We start from the raw sequence: 15737 nt of genomic DNA on the forward strand, positions 1-15737 counted from the left end.
GGCAAAGTCTTCATATCACCTTGCCCAAAGCCGCCAGCGCGCGTAACAAAAGGCAAGTTTTATGCCAAACGGAGGCCTTACGATGACAAAGCTAGTGACCATATTTGGCGGCTCGGGATTTGTCGGGCGTTATATTGCGCAACAGCTTGCTATGAAAGGCTGGCGTGTACGTGTCGCCGTGCGCCGCCCGAACGAGGCGCTTTTTGTGCGCCCTTACGGCGCGGTAGGTCAGGTTGAGCCAGTGTTTTGCAACATCCGCGACGATGCAAGCGTCGATGCTGTAACGCGCGGTGCGGATGCTGTTGTAAACTGTGTTGGCACGTTTGATCGTAAGGGAAAGAACAACTTTGACGCGGTACAAGCCGAGGGCGCCGAGCGCGTCGCACGGATTGCGACAGCGCATGGGGTGAAGAGCTTGGTGCATATTTCCGCACTTGGCGTAGACCGCGACGAAAAGAGCGAATACGCCCGCACCAAACGCGCGGGCGAGGAGGGAATTCTTGCGCAATTCCCCAATGCAATGATCTTGCGACCTTCTGTTATATTCGGACCGGAAGACGGGTTTTTTAACCGCTTTGCCAGCATGTCCCGTATGGGACCGATCTTTCCACTGGTCAGCGGCAGCACTAAATTCCAGCCTGTCTATGTTGCAGATGTTGCGGCTGCGGCTGTTATGGGTGTTGAAGGCAAGGCCGCTGGTATTTACGAACTGGGCGGACCCGAGGTGAAGAGCCTTCGCGGATGGATTGATGATATTCTAGCCGAGGTTCACCGCACGAAGCCTGTGTTTAACGCACCGATGTTTATGGCCAAACTGATGGCATGGGGTTTTGACTTGATGCAAACCATGACCTTCGGCCTTGTCAAGAACGGGCTGATCACACGTGATCAGGTGAAGCAATTACAAACAGATAATGTAGTGCAAGACGACGCGAAAACGCTGGCGGATCTTGGTATTGTAGCAACCGCACCCGAGGCTGTTATTGACGGCTATCTGTGGCGCTATCGCCCTTCGGGGCAGTATGACGCAATTCGTGACTCGGCGAAAAACCTTAAGGTTTAGGTGCTATAGGCGATAGCCAGCAGCACAACACCCAGCGCAACGCGATAAATCACGTAGGGTGTAAAACTGACGCTGCGCAAAAGGCGCATCATGATGCTGAGCGCGAACAGGGCCGCGACAAAGGACATGACCGCAGCGATGGCTCCGTCGCGGGCGACTTGGGCATCAGCCGTTGCGGCAACCTCTATTCCCAAAAACACTCCGCTGGCGATGATTGTCGGGATCGACATGAGCATGGCGAGCTTGGCTGAGTCTTGACGGGAATAACCAAGCATACGGCCCGCTGTGATGCAGATGCCAGAACGCGATGTGCCGGGGATGAGTGCAACAGCTTGCCAGAGGCCCATTTTGATAGCGTCTTTCGTATTCCAGTCTGCATCGGTTTTCTCAACGCTGCCGCGCTGATCGGCCCAGTAGAGGAGCAGGCCAAAGAGCAGCATTGTCCAGCCGATCACTGTCATCGAGCGCATGGCATCGTTGAGGCCTGTGAGTTTGAGGATGAGGCCAAAGGCAATGGCGGGTATGGTTGCTATCATCAGAAGGAAAGCGAGCTTTGAGCCTGTCGTATCAATACGGCCTGTGAGCATGCGAGGGATGCCCGCGAGGCCCAGTGAAACATCACGCCAGAAGAACATGACCACGGCGAAAAGCGTGCCGATGTGGACAGCTACATCAATGGCCTGACCTTGGTCGGGAGCGCTGGAGAGTTGCGAAATCAGGATGAGGTGACCCGAGGAGGAGACGGGCAAAAACTCGGTGATGCCCTGCACCAGCGCAACGAGAATCAGTAGATAAAACGGCATGTGCCCACCTGCTCTGCTTGGGTTTTAGGCAGCTATAAAGAGCTGTGAGAAAAAGGAAAGTCGCTTGATGGGTCCGAAGTGGTCCTAATATTCTGAAAATAACTTCATTTTCATCAGGCACCTCTCGTTTTTTCTAACAATAGGTCAGCATATATGACTTTCTTTTGTTTTTCCGGTGCTTTATGAGGCTTTGTAACGAGAAGAGGGAGATTTGGCTGTGGCAAAGCAACCAATGCTGAAATTTGTGTCTGTACAACGTGACATGCCCCAGAAGCGGGCAGCTGGAACGCGTAAACAAGACTTCGGCGAAATTTATCAAGAATATGCTAAGGCCAAGGCCGAAGAGCAGGCGAGCCGTTGCAGCCAGTGTGGTGTGCCTTATTGCCAGAACCATTGCCCGCTGCACAACAATATCCCCGACTGGCTCGCGATGACGGCCACCGGCCGCCTCAAGGAAGCCTACGAGCTGAGCCAGGCGACAAATACTTTCCCCGAGATCTGCGGGCGCATTTGCCCGCAAGACCGCCTCTGCGAGGGCAATTGCGTAATCGAACAGTCGGGCCACGGGACTGTAACCATTGGCGCGGTGGAAAAATACATTACCGATACCGCTTGGGAAAACGGCTGGGTCGAGCCTGTAAAGCCTGCGCATGAGCGCGCCGAGAGCGTCGGAATCATCGGCGCGGGGCCCGGCGGGCTTGCGGCGGCAGAACGGCTGCGCGCTGAAGGCATTCAAGTGACAGTTTACGACCGCTATGACCGCGCAGGCGGGTTGCTGACATATGGTATCCCCGGTTTCAAACTGGAAAAAGATGTTGTCATGCGGCGCATCGACCAGCTTGAACAAGGCGGCGTGACCTTCAAGCTCAACTGCAACATCGGCACAGACATTTCTTTTGGCGCGCTGCGCGGACAGCATGATGCCGTCATCATTGCGACAGGCGTCTATAAAACAAGAGACCTGAGCGGCGAAGGTTCGCAAGCGGACGGTATTGTCAACGCGATTGACTATCTCACCACATCGAACCGTCTGAGCTTTGGCGACACTGTGCCAGAGTATGAAAGTGGAGAGTTGAATGCGGCCGGCAAAAAAGTTGTCGTCATCGGCGGCGGCGATACGGCGATGGACTGTGTGCGCACAGCGATCCGCCAAGGCGCCGAAAGCGTGAAATGCCTTTACCGCCGTGACCGTGCCAACATGCCCGGCTCCCAGCGCGAGGTGAACAACGCCGAGGAAGAAGGCGTGATCTTTGAATGGCTGGCGGCACCTGCTGGTTTTGTTGGAAACCCTGTGAACGCTGTGAAGGTGCAGAAGATGCGCCTTGGCGCACCTGACGTGAGCGGGCGGCAAAGCCCAGAAGTTATCGACGGGGCCGATTATAACGAAGCGGCGGACCTCGTTATCAAGGCGCTTGGCTTTGAGGCGGAAGACCTGCCAGTGCTTTGGGGTTGCGAAGAATTGCCCGTAACCCGCTGGGGCACAGTGAAGGCCGCATACGAAACAGGCGCAACAGAACTTGAGGGCGTTTATGCCATTGGCGATATCGTGCGCGGCGCTTCTCTTGTTGTCTGGGCGATCAGGGATGGCCGCGACTGTGCCGATGCTATCCTCAACAAATTTGCCGCTGTTAACACTCTCGCAGCGGAGTGATTCCAGGGGGTGAAAGGCGTGCACCATGCGTGCACAAACCGTGCACCGCCAAAACAGGTTTTGACAAGCGCCGAACGTGACAGCGGCGCACGCTACACCAAGAGGCAGCTTGCCTGACCTAACGAACAAAACGATCGCGCCGTTTACGCGCAAGGAGGACTGAAGCCATGACCACATATGATGCAAACTGGGTGCGTGAAGAAGAAGCCAAGCGCAAGTGGATGGCCGAGAACGGGCTTTACCGCGAAGAGGAAGAACACTCTTCCTGTGGCGTAGGCCTTGTTGTTTCGCTTGATGGCACGCCGAACCGCAAGGTTGTGGAAAACGGTATCGCCGCGCTCAAAGCGATCTGGCACAGGGGCGCTGTGGATGCCGACGGCAAGACAGGCGATGGCGCAGGCATTCATGTGCAGATTCCTGCGAGCTTTTTTTACGACATGGTGCGCCGCACGGGCCACGAACCGCGCATGGACGAGCTGATCGCTGTTGGCCAGATCTTCCTGCCCCGCACCGACTTTGGCGCACAGGAGCGTTGCCGCACGATTGTTGAAACCGAAGTGCTGCGCATGGGGTATTATATCTATGGCTGGCGACATGTGCCTGTCGAGATCGGATGCCTCGGCGAGAAGGCCAATGCAACGCGCCCCGAGATTGAGCAAATCCTGATTTCCAATTCCAAAGGGGTTGATGAAGAGCAGTTCGAGCGTGAGCTCTATGTGATCCGCCGCCGTATCGAGAAGGCTGTCACTGCGGCCGGTATTCAGGGGCTTTATGTTTGCTCGCTATCGTGCCGCTCGGTTATTTACAAAGGCATGATGCTTGCCGAGCAAGTTGCGGAGTTTTACCCCGACTTGATGGACGAGCGCTTCGAGAGTGCTTTTGCGATCTACCACCAGCGCTATTCAACCAACACCTTCCCGCAGTGGTGGCTGGCGCAACCCTTCCGCATGTTGGCGCATAACGGCGAGATCAACACGCTCAAGGGTAATGTAAACTGGATGAAAAGCCATGAAATTCGCATGGCTTCGAGCTTCTTTGGCGATTTGGCGGAAGATATTAAACCGATTGTGCAGCCCGGCTCTTCGGACTCTGCTGCTTTGGACGCGGTGTTTGAAGTCTTGGTCCGCGCGGGGCGTGATGCGCCGATGGCGAAGACCATGCTTATCCCTGAAAGCTGGAGCAAGCAGGCTGTCGAGCTGCCCGAAGCGTGGCGCGATATGTACAGCTATTGCAACTCTGTAATCGAACCATGGGACGGCCCCGCCGCGCTTGCGATGACGGATGGCCGCTGGGTATGTGCGGGGCTTGACCGCAACGGCCTGCGCCCCATGCGCTATGTTGTAACTGGCGACGGCTTGCTGATTGCCGGCTCCGAGGCGGGAATGGTTCCGATTGACGAGGCGGGTGTTGTTGAAAAAGGGGCGCTTGGTCCGGGGCAGATGATTGCTGTGGATATGAAAGAAGGCGCACTCTTTCACGATACCGAATTGAAAGACAGGCTCGCCGCTGCTCAGCCATTTGGGGAGTGGGTCGGTAAGATCACCGAGCTGGGCGATGTTCTGGCGGCGGTGACAGAAGAGCCGATGTTTGAAGGCGAAGCGCTGCGCAAACGGCAGATCGCGGCGGGCTACACCATGGAAGAGCTTGAGCAGATGCTTGCTCCGATGTGTGAAGACGCCAAGGAAGCGCTGGCCTCGATGGGCGATGACACACCCAGCGCGGTGCTTTCAAAGAAGTATCGCCCGCTGTCGCATTACTTCCGCCAGAACTTCTCACAGGTGACAAACCCGCCGATCGACTCTTTACGCGAATTTCGGGTGATGAGCCTGAAAACGCGGTTTGGCAACCTCAAGAACGTGCTCGACCAAAGCAGCGCGCAGACCGAGATTATCGTGCTTGAAAGCCCCTTTGTGGGCAATGCGCAATGGGACGAGCTGACCCGCCACTTCAACGCCGATCTTGTCGAGATTGACTGCTCATTTGATGCAAGCGAAGGCGAGAATGCTTTGCGCGATGCGCTTGAAGCAATCCGCCAGCGGGCGGAAGATGCTGTGCGCTCGGGTGCCGGACACCTTGTTCTGACGGACCACCTGCAAAACGATGCGCGCTCGGCGATCCCTATGATTTTGGCGACAAGCGCCGTGCACTCGTGGCTGACACGCAAAGGGCTGCGCACATTCTGCTCGCTCAATGTGCGCTCGGCGGAGTGTATTGATCCGCATTATTTCGCTGTGCTTGTCGGCTGTGGCGCGACGACCGTGAACCCCTATCTTGCCGAAGACAGCGTGGCCGACCGTATCCGCCGTGGCCTTCTGGAGGGCACGCTCACCGAGAATATGGCGCGCTATCGTGAGGCTATTGACCAAGGCCTCCTCAAGATTATGGCGAAGATGGGGATCAGCGTTATCAGCTCCTATCGTGGCGGTATGAACTTTGAGGCGGTGGGCCTGTCACGTGCTATGTGTGCCGAATATTTCCCAGGATTGATGAGCCGCATCTCGGGCATCGGTATTCGCGGGATTCAGGCAAAAGCAGTTTCAATTCATGCCAAAGGCTTTGCTTCGGACATTGATGTGCTTCCTATCGGCGGCTTTTACAAAGCGCGCAAATCAGGTGAGACACATGCATGGGGTGCAAGCACGATGCATATCATGCAGAGCGCCTGCAACCGTGCTTCTTATGAGATGTGGAAACAGTATTCCAAGGCAATGCAGGCAAATCCGCCTATTCATTTGCGTGATCTGCTGGCGATCAAACCCTTAGGCAAATCTATCCCCATTGAGGAGGTGGAAAGCATCACCAGCATCCGCAAACGCTTTGTCACACCCGGCATGAGCCTTGGCGCGCTCTCGCCCGAGGCGCACAAAACACTGAACGTGGCGATGAACCGTATTGGTGCGAAATCAGACAGTGGTGAGGGCGGTGAAGACCCCGCGCACTTCCACCCCGAGCCGAACGGCGACAACCCTTCCGCAAAGATCAAGCAGGTTGCGTCAGGGCGCTTTGGCGTGACGGCGGAATACCTGAACCAGTGTGAAGAACTTGAAATCAAGGTCGCACAAGGCGCGAAGCCGGGTGAAGGCGGGCAGCTTCCGGGGATGAAGGTGACAGACCTCATCGCACGGTTGCGGCACTCGACCCCCGGTGTGATGCTGATTTCTCCGCCGCCGCACCACGACATCTACTCGATCGAAGACCTCGCACAGCTGATCTATGACCTGAAGCAGATCAACCCGCGCTGTAAGGTCACTGTGAAGCTGGTTGCTTCATCAGGAGTCGGGACGATTGCGGCGGGTGTGGCCAAAGCCAAGGCCGATGTGATCCTGATCTCGGGACACAACGGCGGCACAGGTGCCTCCCCTGCGACCAGCATCAAGTTTGCTGGCCTGCCATGGGAAATGGGGCTGACCGAAGCGCACCAGGTTCTGGCTATGAACAAGCTGCGCGAGCGCGTAACGCTGCGCACCGATGGCGGGCTGCGCACGGGGCGTGACATTGTTATGGCCGCGATGATGGGTGCGGAAGAGTATGGCATCGGAACGGCTGCGCTGATTGCAATGGGGTGTATCATGGTGCGCCAGTGCCAGAGCAACACCTGCCCCGTGGGCGTTTGCACCCAAGACGAAGCGCTGCGCGCCAAGTTTACAGGCAATGCCGACAAGGTTGTGAACCTGATCACTTTCTACGCGACAGAGGTGCGGGAAATTCTGGCCGAGATCGGCGCAAAAAGCCTTGATGAAGTGATTGGGCGTGCGGACCTTTTGAGCCAGGTGAGCCGGGGTTCTGATAACCTTGACGACCTTGACCTGAACCCCCTGCTGATCACTGTTGATGGTGCCAAAGCGATTACCTATGACCGTGACCGCCCGCGCAACGCTGTGCCAGATACGCTTGATGCCGAAATCGTGCGCGATGCGCAGCGCTTTTTGGAAGACGGTGAAAAGATGCAGCTTTCCTACGCCGTGCAGAACACACACCGCACGGTCGGCACGCGCACATCCAGCCATATTGTGCGCAAGTTCGGTATGCGGAACAACTTGCAGGAAAACCACCTGACCGTGAAACTGACAGGCAGCGCAGGGCAATCTCTTGGTGCGTTTGCCGCGCCCGGCCTCAAGCTTGAAGTGAGCGGCGATGCCAACGACTATGTCGGTAAAGGCCTTTCAGGCGGAACGATTGTTGTGCGTCCGCCTATGGCAAGCAAGCTGACAGCCTCTGACAACACCATCATCGGCAACACTGTTCTTTATGGCGCAACTGACGGCTGCCTCTTTGCAGCCGGCCGTGCGGGTGAGCGCTTTGCTGTGCGCAACTCGGGCGCGAAAGTGGTTATCGAAGGCTGCGGAAGCAACGGCTGTGAGTATATGACAGGCGGTGTGGCCGTCATCCTTGGCAGCATCGGCGCAAACTTTGGCGCGGGGATGACAGGCGGCATGGCCTATGTATACGACCCCGAGGGCAAGGCCGAAAACCTGATGAACCTTGAAACATTGGTGACATGTCCTGTGGGTATTGCCCATTGGGAAAACCAGCTCAGAGAGCTTGTTGAACGCCATGCGCAAGAAACAGGCAGCCGCAAGGCCATCGACATCTTGCAGCATTGGGACATCGAGAAGCAGAACTTCATCCAGATTTGCCCCAAGGAAATGCTTAACAAGCTGGCCTACCCGCTCACAAACGAGAGCGAGGCTGTGCCTGCGGAGTAAAGCTTGTCTGCGATAGTTACGAAGGGGCAGCTCGGGTTTGAGCTGCCCTTTTTGTTTCTCTCTTGGAGACAGTAGATTGTGACCAAATTCTCGCCAACTGTGTCGAGAATTTGGCGTTTTCTTTCAAGGCTCAGTAAAAACCTTAATTTACAATGCTTTGGAATATTCTAAATATTGCGTAATGCACATTGTTTCGTGAATTAAATCTAATTGTTTCCACTTTAGTGCCCCTTTGACCAGCCAGAATAGGCCTTGAGCAGTCAAAGGATGAGGCGAATGCCCACATACTCAACGCGATTCTTTATTATGGACCCGGCGAATCCGCCAGGCACGGGAACGACATTGAACTACAGTGTCATGAACATCACCGATAATAACGGTGACGGTGATTTCGACAGAAATGATAATGACAATGTTGCCGGCGTCGATATTTCATCCTCTTACTCGGGCGACACCGTAACCGTGAATGTGCCGGGGGTTGGCAACGTTACTTACACCGGAACAACATTCTATCTTTCCAATGGACAACGAGTTTTCACGCCTGAAGACGGCCAGCCGCTAAAGAGCGGCACATTTGTGAGCTCGACCTTTGTAAGCTCTGAGGGACCGCTCTACGCTCCGGAGCTTGGACCGGCTTGCTTTACTGAAGGCACAACGATTGAAACACCTTATGGCCCAGTCTTGATTGAGGACTTGCGCGAAGGCGACCTTGTGAACACTCTTGATGGAGCACCCAAACCTATCCGCTGGATTGGCAGAACCGTTTTGCGGCACACTGGAAAACACGCGCCGGTGCGCTTTGCCAAGGGAGCGATTGGAAACGTGCAGGAACTTGTTGTTTCGCCCGAGCACAGGATGCTTTTAACTGGCTGGCAAGCAGAGTTGCTGACAGGTGAAAGCGAAGTGCTGATTGCGGCCAAGCATTTGGTGAACGGCACAAGCGTAACGCGCATTGAGGGCGGTAGCGTCACTTATATGCACCTTTTGTTTGATGCCCATGAAATTATCGAGGCGCATGGTGTTTACTCGGAGAGCTATTTTCCCGGCCATGCCGCGCGCTTGGTCAACGATGACGCCGGCGCCGAGCTTGCCGAGTTGTTCCCTGAAATGAACCTGCCAGATGGTGAAAACTGGGTTCTTGCACGCCCCGAACTGTGCGGGTTTGAAGCGGGCCTCATGGCGGCCTGATTGGCACTTTTCCAGAACGGCTGAGCAACGTATAGAGGCTGCGTGGCAAAGAAAACGAAACCCAAAGCAAAACCGGAGCGTAAGTTCCAGCCCCTGCGGTGGCTCAAGCGGTGGGTTATACGGCTGTGCCTAATTGCTATGATTGTGCCTGTCGGAGTGGTTGCCGCGCATAGCGTGCTTAATCCTCCAAAGGGTCATTACATGCGGCAAGAGGCCAAGCGACTTGGCGGTATTGATCATCACTGGGTTTCAGCTGACCGCATCGCGCCTGTGATGCTGCGCTCGGTTGTGGCGGCGGAGGATGCGGGCTTTTGCGGACATTGGGGCTTTGATATGAACGCCATTCGCGCTGCTTTGGCCGATGGCACGGGGCGGGGCGCTTCGACGCTGACCCAGCAGGTTGTGAAAAACGCATATCTCTGGCACGGGCGCAACTGGAGCCGGAAAGCACTTGAGGCTGTTCTGACTCCCGTGGTTGAGCTGTTCTGGAGCAAGCGGCGCATTTTGGAAGTGTATCTCAATGTGGCGGAGTTTGACGAAGGTATTTTCGGTATTGAAGCCGCCTCACAGCATTATTTCGGTGTCACCCCTGCCAAGCTGAGCCCGCTGCAAGCCGCAAGGTTAGCCGCCATTTTGCCCGCGCCCAAGGATCGCTCGGCCTCGCGGCCCTCGAACTATGTGCGCAAACGCACCTCACAAATCATTGACGGAGCCGAGACAATCCGCCGAGACGGGCGTGCAGACTGTTTCGAGAGTTGAAACTCCGGCGCTAAAGTTGCATTGAAGGTTAGTCCCAACATTTCGAGCGCTTCTCCATGGCTACATTGTTTCACGTTCCGCTTTCTCCGTTTTGCCGCAAGGTGCGTCTGAGCCTTGCCGAAAAGCGGATTGAATGTGAGCTCATCGAAGAACGTTATTGGGAAAAAGATGCCGATTTCTTACGCCGCAACCCTGCAGCCAAAGTGCCCGTGCTCAAGATTGACGGGCGCACCATGTCGGAGAGCTCTGCGATTTGCGAGTATCTTGAAGAAGTTTACCCCGAAATTTCGTTGATGCCAAAGAAGCCGGAAGACCGCTACGAAGTGCGCAGGCTCGTGGGCTGGTTTGATGACAAGTTTCACCGCGAAGTCACAGCGAACCTTGTTTACGAACGGGTAAACAAGAAAGTGATGGGGCAAGGCTACCCCGACAGTAAAAACGTGAAAGCCGGTGCGAAAGCGATCAAGTTTCACCTCGATTATCTGGCATGGCTTCTGGAACAGCGCCGCTGGCTTGCAGGAAATGACATGACGCTGGCCGACTTTGCAGCGGCAGCGCATCTTTCATCGCTCGATTACATCTCTGATGTCGATTGGAACCGCTCCGAGACGGTGAAAGACTGGTATGCAAAGATCAAGTCTCGCCCGGCGTTCCGCTCGATTTTGGCAGATCAGGTTCCGGGTTTTCCGCCACCACCGCATTACGCCGACCTTGATTTTTAGAACCGATGGACGCGCTGGCCGATAAGCTGCGCGCTCAGGCTAAGGCCGAGGGCTTTGACGCCTGCCGCATTTGCGCGCCAGATGCCGTGCCGCATGTGCCACCGCGGCTGGAGGCTTTTCTGGAGAAGGGCTACCACGGACAGATGGACTGGCTTGCCGAGCGCACCCACTGGCGCAGCAACCCCGCTGCGCTCTGGCCAGAAGCGCGCTCTGTTATCATGCTGGCGGTGAGCTATACGCCCGAAACCGATCCGCTCGTGGCTTTGGAGCGAAAAGAGACTGGAACAGTCTCTGTTTATGCCCAGAACAAGGATTATCATGACCTCGTGAAGAAAGCCTTAAAGCGCCTCGCGCGCTGGCTGATTGCTGAATCGGGCGGCGAGGTGAAGGTGTTTGTCGACACCGCCCCCGTGCCTGAAAAGGCGCTTGGCGAGGCGGCGGGGCTTGGCTGGCAAGGCAAGCACACTAACCTTGTGAGCCGCGAGTTGGGCAACTGGTTTTTCATTGGCTCGGTTTTTACCACGCTTGATTTGCCAAAGGACGAACCAGAGCAGGACAACTGCGGAAGCTGCCGCAAGTGTCTTGATATTTGCCCGACAGCCGCCTTCCCCGCACCGTATCAACTCGATGCGCGGCGCTGCATTTCTTATCTGACGATCGAGCACCACGGACCTGTGGACGAAGGCCTGCGCCCAATGCTGGGTAACCGTATTTATGGCTGCGATGATTGCCTGGCTGTTTGTCCGTGGAACAAGTTTGCAGTGGAAGCACGAGAAATGCGCTTGAAGCCGCGAGAAGATTTGCAGAGCCCGCCCTTGGCAGAACTTGCGATGCTTGATGATACTGCTTTTCGCGAGAAATTCTCCGGCAGCCCTGTGAAACGAATCGGCCGGAACCGATTTGTGCGCAATGTGCTTTACGCAGTGGGCAACTCGGAGAACGCGGGCTTGCTTGCAACCGCCAAGAGCCTGCTGAATGACGAAGATGAAACCGTGCGCGACGCGGCCGAGTGGGCCTGCAAGCGACTGAAAAGCGCCGCAAACGGGCAGGACGGATAAGGCTGACAGGCTAAACCTGTGGAGCGAACAGGACAGGATTACGACATGGCCATTTTGCTGGGCGTCGACACGGGCGGCACATATACAGACGCGGTTTTGCTGCGTGACGAAGAAGAGGTGCTGGCTTCCGCCAAGTCACTGACCACGCGGCATGATTTGGCTATCGGGATTGGCAAGGCCGTTCGCGCTGTGCTCGACGCCTCGCAAGTTGACCCAGCCGCGATAGGGCTTGCCTCGCTTTCCACCACACTGGCAACCAATGCGTTGGTTGAAGGGCAGGGCGGACGCGTTGGGTTGGTGTATATCGGCTTTCCCGAGAGCGACCTCGCCAAACACGGGCTGACCGAAGCGCTGAAAGGGGATCCCTATATCGTTTTGACCGGGGGGCATGACCATGCGGGGAATGAGGCGCATAGCTTGGACGAAGCGGGGCTTTTGGCTTGGTTAGAGACTGTTTCAGGTGTTTCTGCTTTTGCTGTGGCCGGCAAATTCGGGACACGCAACCCAGCACATGAACTGGCGGCGGCAGAGATGATACGGCAAGCAACAGGCGCGCCTGTTTCTGCTTCGCACCAGCTTTCGGCAAAGCTGAACGGCCCGAAACGCGCACTGACCGCTTTGCTCAATGCACGGCTGATCGGGATGATCGACAAGTTGATTGTGCGCGCCGAAGACGGGCTGCGCGAGCTTGGAATAACAGCGCCTTTGATGGTTGTGCGCGGCGACGGGGCGCTGATTTCTTCAGCGCAAGCGCGGGAAAAGCCGATCGAGACAATTTTGAGCGGGCCTGCTGCGTCGATTGTCGGAGCGCAGTGGATGACGGGCGCGCAGGAGGCACTTGTAAGCGATATTGGCGGAACGACAACCGACATTGCACTGCTGCGCGGCGGACGGCCGAAAATTGACCCTGAGGGCGCACGCGTTGGGCCGTATCGCACGATGGTTGAGGCTGTGGCGATGCGCACCAGCGGCCTAGGCGGCGACAGTGAGGTGCATTTTGTCACCGAGGGGTTGGCAGGCGGGCTGACACTTGGACCGCGGCGAGTGCTTCCTGTGAGCCTGATTGCCCTGGATGACCCTGAACTTGTTATCAGTACCATGGAAGCGCAACTTCGTGCGCCGGCTCCGAGTGAGTTTGACGCGCGGTTTATCAAGCGTGTTGAAGGTGTCAGCCATGAAGGGCTGAGTGAGCGCGATGCGTCTGTTTTAGAACGCGTTGTAGGTGTGGTGCCCTTGAGTAAAGTCGTGCGGACACGGATCGAGACACAATCGATCCGTAGGCTTGTGGAACGCGGGATTGTGCAGGTGTCTGGCGTGACGCCTTCGGACGCAAGCCATGTGCTTGGGCTGCTCGACAGCTGGAACAGCGAAGCGGCGCAGTTGGCGCTGGAACTCTTTTGCCGCCGCCGTAAGGGCGACGGGGAACGGTTGGCCAGAGAGCCGGAAGTTCTCGCGAAACTTATTCTGGGGCAAATGACAGAACAGACGAGTTTGGCTTTGTTAGAGACTGTTTTTGCCGAGGAAAGCAACACATTTGAAGGCGAACCTGCGCGGCTGGCGCAACACGAGCTTTTGCGCGCGAGCCTGTCGGGGCACACCGGGCTGATTGCGATGAGTGCGCGAGTGAATGTGCCTGTTGTCGGGCTTGGGGCTTCGGCGGCCACCTATTACCCTGACGTTGGCCGTGCGCTTGGCTGTGAGATGATTCTGCCTGAGCATGCCGGTGTTGCCAATGCGCTTGGCGCTGTTGTCGGACGGGTGACGATGCGGCAAAGCTTGAGTGTGACCTGCCCTTCCGAGGGAGTATTCCGTCTACATGCAGAGACGGGACCCCAGGACTTTACCCAACTTGACCAAGCTTTAGCTGCCGCTGAAAACTTGCTGTGCAACGCCGTGACAAAGGCCGCGAAAGACGCGGGCGCCGAGGATATTGAAACCACCGTTTCACGCGAGTTGCGACAAAGCGAAGTTGAAGCGCGGGAAATTTTTGTAGAGGGTCTGGTGACGGTCGAGGCCGCAGGGCGGCCCCGAATCACTGATTAGCTTTTGGGCATGGATGACACGCCAACTTGCGCAGGGCGCAGGAGGCGGTCGTGCAGCATGAAGCCTTCGGCAGAGACCTGGATGATGTCTCCCGCGTTTGTCCCTGGAAGCGGGGCTTCAAACATGGCTTCATGGATGTTCGGATCAAACCGTTCGCCGACTTGCGGCGCGATCACGATCATGCCGTGCTTGGAGAACACATTGACCAGCTCGCGCATGGTAAGGTCGATGCCCTCAAAGAACGCCTTGGAGCTTGCGCGCTGCTCTTCGGTTGCGGACTCAAGCGCGCGCTTCATGTTGTCATAAACCGGCAGCATATCGCGGGCGAGCTTTGATCCGCCGTATTGCTCGGCATCACGGCGCGCTTTGTCACCACGCTTGCGCGCATTTTCAGCATCGGCCAACGCGCGCATAAACTTGTCTTTGAGTGCGTCACGCTCGGCACGCAGCTCATCGAGCTCCAGCTCTTCGGGGAGAATCTCGGAAAGCTCTTGCTCCATCTCGTCCAACTCTGCTTGCTCGATATCATCAAGGAAATCGTCTTCTTTGCGATCTGCCATGTCGTCACCTTTAAATTCTAACTTCGGTTGGAGATTAGCTTACCAACCAGCTGCGCTGTATAATCGACTATCGGAACAATGCGGCCATAATTAAGCCGCGTTGGGCCGATGACCCCGATAGCTCCGATAATCTTTCGATCAGCGTTCATATAGGGAGAGACAACCAAAGAGGAACCCGAAAGTGAAAAAAGTTTATTCTCTGAGCCGATAAAGATACGAACACCCTCACCTTCTTCGGTGAGTTCAAGGAATTCGACGATATCGCGCTTGCGCTCCAGGTCATCAAACAGGGTTTTGATTTTCTCTAAGCCCTCTTCCTCACCCTCGCCAATCAGGTTTGAACGGCCACGAACGATGAGCCGCTCGTAAGTTTCACCCTTGCCTTCCCAGACAGCCAAACCGCTATCAACCAACTGGCGTGCCAGAACATCGATCTCTTGCCGGCGATTATCAATTTCACGACGGATGCTTGTGCCGAGTTCTGTGAGGGTTTTGCCCTCTGCAAGCGCGTTGAGAAAATTGGCGGCTTCGCGCATGGAGCTTGGTGTTGCGCCGAGGGGCGGAGTGAAGACCCGGTTTTCAACGTGACCATCAGAAAACACGAGCACAACAAGCGCGCGGTCTTGGGCGAGGGGGACAAATTCGATGTGCTTTATCGCTGCTTCATGCTTGGGTGCAAGAACAAGAGACGCGCCTTGCGTAACACCGGAAAGCGCTGCGCCGACACGATCAAGCAGACCGGACACATCGCCCGAATTTTTGCCCATCGTCTCGTCGATCTTCCTGCGATCGTTTGTTTCAAGCTCGTTCACTTCGAGCAGACCATCCACAAACATGCGCAAGCCCTGCTGTGTCGGAATGCGGCCGGCGCTTGTGTGCGGGCTACCGAGCAAGCCCATGAACTCGAGATCAGACATGACATTGCGAACGGTAGCGGCACTGACCTTTTCACTCATCGTGCGGGTGAGGGTGCGTGAGCCGACAGGATCACCTGAATCAAGATAGCCTTGCACAACACGGCGAAACACCTCGCGGGTGCGCTCGTTCATTTCTGCCAGTAGCTGTGAATTGTCGCTCATTCGGGCTTCCTTCGGCTCACATTTAAGAAGCACGCGCAGGGAAAGGTCAATCGGGCTTGTGTTTGGGGGCTTTGGGCTTGTATCCCGATGGAGACAAGAAAAGGA

11 protein-coding genes are annotated in these 15737 nt (G+C 56.2%); 8 read left to right on the top strand and 3 right to left on the bottom strand.

Features of this window, described 5'->3' with window-relative positions; genetic code table 11:
* Nucleotides 1-82 precede the first annotated feature (82 nt).
* Nucleotides 83-1063 carry a complex I NDUFA9 subunit family protein gene (locus OE750_RS05640; protein ID WP_263762334.1) on the top strand — a complete coding sequence of 327 codons (981 nt, stop codon included), beginning with the start codon at nt 83-85 and terminating at the stop codon, nt 1061-1063.
* Here OE750_RS05640 and OE750_RS05645 read toward each other — a convergent pair.
* The gene (locus tag OE750_RS05645; protein WP_263762336.1) at nt 1060-1866 is read right to left on the bottom strand and encodes an undecaprenyl-diphosphate phosphatase; all 807 of its coding nucleotides are present in this window, start codon (nt 1864-1866) and stop codon (nt 1060-1062) included. The two genes, OE750_RS05640 and OE750_RS05645, sit on opposite strands and share 4 nt — an antisense overlap.
* A gap of 217 nt (nt 1867-2083) precedes the next feature.
* Here OE750_RS05645 and OE750_RS05650 point away from each other — a divergent pair, with 217 nt between their 5' ends.
* The 7 genes from OE750_RS05650 (at nt 2084) to OE750_RS05680 (ending at nt 13993) form a co-directional block, all read left to right on the top strand.
* A complete protein-coding gene (locus OE750_RS05650; protein ID WP_263762338.1) occupies nt 2084-3517 on the top strand; it encodes an NAD(P)-dependent oxidoreductase in 1434 nt (477 codons plus the stop codon).
* A 167-nt stretch (nt 3518-3684) separates the two neighbouring features.
* Nucleotides 3685-8223, top strand: a complete 4539-nt coding sequence (gene gltB, locus OE750_RS05655; protein ID WP_263762340.1) for a glutamate synthase large subunit — start codon at nt 3685-3687, stop codon at nt 8221-8223.
* 276 nt (nt 8224-8499) lie between these two features.
* Nucleotides 8500-9411 carry a Hint domain-containing protein gene (locus tag OE750_RS05660; RefSeq protein WP_263762342.1) on the top strand — a complete coding sequence of 304 codons (912 nt, stop codon included), beginning with the start codon at nt 8500-8502 and terminating at the stop codon, nt 9409-9411.
* A gap of 42 nt (nt 9412-9453) precedes the next feature.
* Complete coding sequence (gene mtgA / locus OE750_RS05665) at nt 9454-10170, top strand: monofunctional biosynthetic peptidoglycan transglycosylase (RefSeq protein WP_263762344.1); 717 nt, start codon at nt 9454-9456, stop codon at nt 10168-10170.
* A 56-nt stretch (nt 10171-10226) separates the two neighbouring features.
* Nucleotides 10227-10892, top strand: a complete 666-nt coding sequence (locus OE750_RS05670) for a glutathione S-transferase family protein (protein WP_263762346.1) — start codon at nt 10227-10229, stop codon at nt 10890-10892.
* 5 nt (nt 10893-10897) lie between these two features.
* Nucleotides 10898-11950: a tRNA epoxyqueuosine(34) reductase QueG gene (gene queG, locus OE750_RS05675; RefSeq protein ID WP_263762348.1), complete on the top strand. Its 1053-nt coding sequence runs from the start codon at nt 10898-10900 to the stop codon at nt 11948-11950.
* A gap of 45 nt (nt 11951-11995) precedes the next feature.
* Nucleotides 11996-13993, top strand: a complete 1998-nt coding sequence (locus tag OE750_RS05680) for a hydantoinase/oxoprolinase family protein (protein ID WP_263762350.1) — start codon at nt 11996-11998, stop codon at nt 13991-13993.
* Here OE750_RS05680 and OE750_RS05685 read toward each other — a convergent pair.
* On the bottom strand, nt 13990-14553 hold the full coding sequence (locus OE750_RS05685) for a nucleotide exchange factor GrpE (protein ID WP_263762352.1): 564 nt from the start codon (nt 14551-14553) through the stop codon (nt 13990-13992). The two genes, OE750_RS05680 and OE750_RS05685, sit on opposite strands and share 4 nt — an antisense overlap.
* Before the next feature lie 17 nt (nt 14554-14570).
* On the bottom strand, nt 14571-15632 hold the full coding sequence (gene hrcA / locus OE750_RS05690; protein WP_263762354.1) for a heat-inducible transcriptional repressor HrcA: 1062 nt from the start codon (nt 15630-15632) through the stop codon (nt 14571-14573).
* Between the last annotated feature and the right edge of the window lie 105 nt (nt 15633-15737).

Source organism: Lentibacter sp. XHP0401, from assembly GCF_025751535.1.
GTDB lineage: Bacteria > Pseudomonadota > Alphaproteobacteria > Rhodobacterales > Rhodobacteraceae > Lentibacter.

Excerpts from the sequence above, each read along its gene's own strand:
- OE750_RS05685 (WP_263762352.1), bottom strand. The coding sequence starts at position 14,553 with ATGGCAGATCGCAAAGAAGACGATTTCCTTGATGATATCGAGCAAGCA.
- OE750_RS05660 (WP_263762342.1), top strand. The coding sequence starts at position 8,500 with ATGCCCACATACTCAACGCGATTCTTTATTATGGACCCGGCGAATCCG.
- queG (WP_263762348.1), top strand. The coding sequence starts at position 10,898 with ATGGACGCGCTGGCCGATAAGCTGCGCGCTCAGGCTAAGGCCGAGGGC.
- OE750_RS05670 (WP_263762346.1), top strand. The coding sequence starts at position 10,227 with ATGGCTACATTGTTTCACGTTCCGCTTTCTCCGTTTTGCCGCAAGGTG.
- OE750_RS05640 (WP_263762334.1), top strand. The coding sequence starts at position 83 with ATGACAAAGCTAGTGACCATATTTGGCGGCTCGGGATTTGTCGGGCGT.
- OE750_RS05680 (WP_263762350.1), top strand. The coding sequence starts at position 11,996 with ATGGCCATTTTGCTGGGCGTCGACACGGGCGGCACATATACAGACGCG.
- gltB (WP_263762340.1), top strand. The coding sequence starts at position 3,685 with ATGACCACATATGATGCAAACTGGGTGCGTGAAGAAGAAGCCAAGCGC.
- OE750_RS05645 (WP_263762336.1), bottom strand. The coding sequence starts at position 1,866 with ATGCCGTTTTATCTACTGATTCTCGTTGCGCTGGTGCAGGGCATCACC.
- hrcA (WP_263762354.1), bottom strand. The coding sequence starts at position 15,632 with ATGAGCGACAATTCACAGCTACTGGCAGAAATGAACGAGCGCACCCGC.